The organism is Frankia sp. QA3, from assembly GCF_000262465.1.
Classification (GTDB): domain Bacteria; phylum Actinomycetota; class Actinomycetes; order Frankiales; family Frankiaceae; genus Frankia.
The window spans coordinates 3,418,086-3,421,798 of the sequence record NZ_CM001489.1; the positions used below are offsets into that span (position 1 = coordinate 3,418,086).

The following is a 3,713-nucleotide window of genomic DNA, read 5'->3' on the forward strand; positions in this document are numbered from 1 at the left end:
CAGGTTGTACACCTCGTCCGGCTGCGAGATCTCCACCGCACCGATCAACGACGGAAGATCCGTCAGATCACCCTCCAACAACACCACCCCCGGCACCAACCTCTCCACCACCGCCACCTTCGGGTTGGACTGCCCCCGAACCAACCCGAACACCTCATAACCCTTCGCGGTCAACAACTCACCCAGATACAACCCGTCCTGACCGGTAATCCCGGTAATCAGCGCACGCGGCACGTCGTCATCCTTTCTTTCGCCGGCCGACCGGCCGGCCGGCCGGCGGCGGTCGTCGTCGTCGCGGGAGAACCGGTTCGGATCAGGCCCGGGGGCCACCGGGGCTGCACACCGCCTCGACGCCGAGCGCGTCGGCGGCGGCGAGCGTGGCCCGGCTCGACGCGAGCAGCTCCGCGGTCACCGCGGCGTCCCCCCCGCGGCACATCCGCAGGAAGGCGGCCGAGGCGTCCCGGTGCCCCTTGTCCTGGGCCCCCTTCCACACCGACCGGCCGTCGACGACGAGCTCCCGGTAGTCGTCGATGCGGGCGTGACGCGTCCCCGCCAGGGCCTCCACCTGTTCCTTGCGGGCTGTGCGGGGCCGGGCGGAGCTGTAGGCGACGGTCGACAGCGACCCGTCGGCGTGCCGCAGCGACACCGCCAGGTCGGGGGCGAGCAGCAGCTCGGCCTCCCGCCCCGCGAGCGCCGCGACCGCCTCGACCTCGCTGCCGGCAAGCGCCGCGCAGGTGTCGACGAAATGGCACACCTCGCCGAGCAGGCGGCCGCCCTGAACCCGGTCGTTGTACCAGTGGCCGGCCGGCACCCCGCCGGCGGCGATCCGGTAGACCAGGGTGAGCGGCCCCGTCCGCGCGGCCAGCGCCGTGCGGGCGGCGGTGACCGCGGGCGAGAACCGCCGGTTGTAGCCGACGACGAGCACGCCGCCGCCGGCCGACGCCGCCTTCTCCACCCGGTCCAGCTCGTCGAAGCTGAGCGCCAGCGGCTTTTCGCACCACACGTGCCGACCGCGCTCCAGCGCCCGGACGGCGAGCTCCGCGTGCGTGGCGTGCGGCGTGGCGATGACGACGACGTCGATGTCGTCATCGTCGAGGACGGCGTCGGCGCCGGCCACCGCGCCGGCAAAGCCGTGCCGGTCGGCGAACGAGCGCGCCGAGCGGCCGCCGGCGGAGGCGACCGTGACGAACTGGTCGAACCCGGCGGCCCGGAACGCGGGCAGCAGCACCGCCCCGGAGAACGCCCCGGCGCCGATCCAGCCCACCCGGCTGCCGCGGCGCCCCGCCGCGGCCCCGAGCTGGCGCGGCAGCCGGGGGCGGGGCCGCGGCGCGGGAAGCCGGACCGGGTCGTCCGCGACCTGCCTGTCCGCGCCGTCCCCGGGCGGGCGGCTCGCCGGCAGGGTCGGGACCGGGGCCGGGTAGTCGAAGCGGATGGCGAGGTACGGCTCGGTGCGGCCCGCGACGAGCTCGTAGGCCCGCGGCGCCGCGTCGATGGGGAAGGCATGCGTGACCAGGTCGTCCACGCGCAGTCGCCCGGCGCCGAGCAGGTCGAGCACGGCCTCCTGGTTGCGCCCCTCGGTCCAGCGCACCTGCCCGGCCGGGTAGTCCACCCCCCAGTCCTCGTACCCGCGCTCGTAGCGCCCCGGCCCGTAGGAGCGGGCGAAGCGCAGGGTGAGCTCCTTGTCGTAGAACGGCGCGCGCAGCAGGCCCAGCCCGACGTCACCGACCACGACGAGCTGCGCGCGGTCCCGGGCCAGCGCGGTCGCCCGCATCACCGGCTCCGCCGAGCGACCGGCCGCGCAGATGAGCACCGCGTCGGCCCCGCGGCCCCGGCTCCAGGCCCGCACCGCGGCCGTGGTGGCCTCGCCGGCCTCGGCGAGCGCGTGCACGCCAACCGCCGCGGCGGTGGCCAGCGGCAGCTCTGCCAGGTCGATGCCGGCCACCTCGCAGCCGCTGGCCAGCGCCAGCCGGGCCGCGAGCTGGCCGACCAGGCCGAGGCCGACGACGACCACCTTCGCCCCCGGCCCGACCTCGGCCAGCCGCAGCCCGTGCAGGGCGATGGACCCGATGGTGGCGAACGCCGCCGCCCCGGGCTCCACCCCGTCGGGCACCCGCGCGCACAGCAGCCCGGGCACGGCCTGGAACTCGGCGTGGTTCGCCCGGCCCGCGCCGCCGGTGGCGACCAGGTCCCCGGGGCGGATGCCGGCGACCGCGGAGCCGACCTCGACGACCCGGCCGCAGCCGCTGTAACCCAGCGGCACGTCGGTGCCGAGCCGGTCGCGCACCGACCGCGCCGCCGGCACCAGGCCGTCGGTCCGGGCCTTCTCCGCCACCTTGCGCACCAGGTCCGGGCGGGCCCGCGCCTTGGCCAGCAGCCCGGCGCGGGCGAGCTCGGTGACGGCCCGTTCGGTGCCGGCCGACACGATCGTCGCCGCCGTCGCCACCAGCACCTCGGTCGGGCCGATGACCGGCACGGGCACGTCGATCACCCGCACCGTTCCCCCGGATGCCGCCTGGACCACCTGTTTCATCGCGCGAACCTCCGGCCGCCTCGGCGAGCCCGGCCCCCGGCCGGTGGCGGCCGGCGGGCGGCCGCGGGACACCCGCACCCGCATCATGCTGCGTAGTGTAGTTGATGCATTACATTCAGCGATGAACGCCGCTCGTACTCCACCCGACGTGTCAGAGCCGGAGGAACGCCCATGCTGGGAGCGCCGGCCGCCGCGTGCATAGTCACCCTGGCGGCGACCCCGATCGTCACCGTCTGCATGCACCGACTGGCCGCGATCGACGAGGTCACGGCGCGCTCCTCACACCAGGCGCCGACCCCGCGCGGCGGCGGCATCGCCGTGGTGCTCGGTCTGTTCGCGGGCGTGCTCGTCACCATCCTCACCCACGGCGGCGCCGACTCCCCCAACCTGCTGCCGCTGATCGCGGCGGCCGCCCTGTTCGGGCTGATCGGGCTGGCCGAGGATCTGGCCGGGGTCACCGCGATGCGGCGGCTGGCCCTGCACACCGCGACGTCGTTCGTCGTCGCGGCGATGGCGGTGCTCGGCGCCGTGCTCGGGGACCCGGCGCCGAGCATCCCCACCGTCCTGCTGGTCACGGTCGTGGCGCCCATCTGGATCACCGGCTTCGTCAACGTCTTCAACTTCATGGACGGGATCAACGGCATCTCCGCGGTCACGGCGGCGCTGGCCGGCGGGGCCTTCGCGGCCCTCGGCGCCGCCCACGACCTGCCCACGGTGACAGCCGGCGGGGTGCTCGTCGCGGCCTCGGCGCTTGGTTTCCTGCCGTTCAACTTCCCCCGGGCCCGGGTCTTCCTCGGCGACGTCGGCAGCTACGCGCTGGGCTCCGTGCTCGCCGTGCTCACCGTCCAGGCGGTGCTGGCCGGCATCCCACCGGAGCCGGCGCTCGCGCCGACCGCCCTCTACCTGGCGGACACTTCCGCCACGCTGGCGCGGCGGATCCATGCCGGGGAACAGTGGTACTCCCCGCACCGCTCGCATGCCTACCAACGGCTGACCATCGCCGGCTGGTCGCACGCGCGGGTCACCGGCCTGGTCGCCGCCACGACGGCGCTGCTCGTCGTGCTGTCCCTGGCTGCCTTCGGCCCGCTGCCCGGCCGGCTCGCCGCGGACACCGCCGCGGGGCTGGTGCTGCTGGCCTACCTCGGCGTGCCCCGGTGGGTGGCACGGCGCGGCCCGTCCGCGG

At 75.7% G+C, this 3,713-nt stretch carries 3 protein-coding genes; 1 reads left to right on the top strand and 2 read right to left on the bottom strand.

What is annotated here, in order from left to right; genetic code table 11:
- A partial coding sequence (locus FRAQA3DRAFT_RS14060; protein ID WP_009739697.1) for a GDP-mannose 4,6-dehydratase occupies nucleotides 1-234 on the bottom strand: 234 nt, incomplete at its 3' end.
- Between the two features lie 79 nt (nucleotides 235-313).
- The gene (locus tag FRAQA3DRAFT_RS14065) at nucleotides 314-2,530 is read right to left on the bottom strand and encodes a Gfo/Idh/MocA family oxidoreductase (RefSeq protein WP_009739698.1); all 2,217 of its coding nucleotides are present in this window, start codon (nucleotides 2,528-2,530) and stop codon (nucleotides 314-316) included.
- 171 nt (nucleotides 2,531-2,701) lie between these two features.
- Between FRAQA3DRAFT_RS14065 and FRAQA3DRAFT_RS14070 the strand changes: the two genes are divergently transcribed.
- Nucleotides 2,702-3,713, top strand: a 1,012-nt coding sequence (locus FRAQA3DRAFT_RS14070) for a glycosyltransferase family 4 protein (RefSeq protein WP_009739699.1), incomplete at its 3' end; no start/stop codon positions are given.

Coding starts and splice junctions, on each gene's coding strand:
- FRAQA3DRAFT_RS14065 (WP_009739698.1), bottom strand. CDS start 2,530: ATGAAACAGGTGGTCCAGGCGGCATCCGGGGGAACGGTGCGGGTGATC.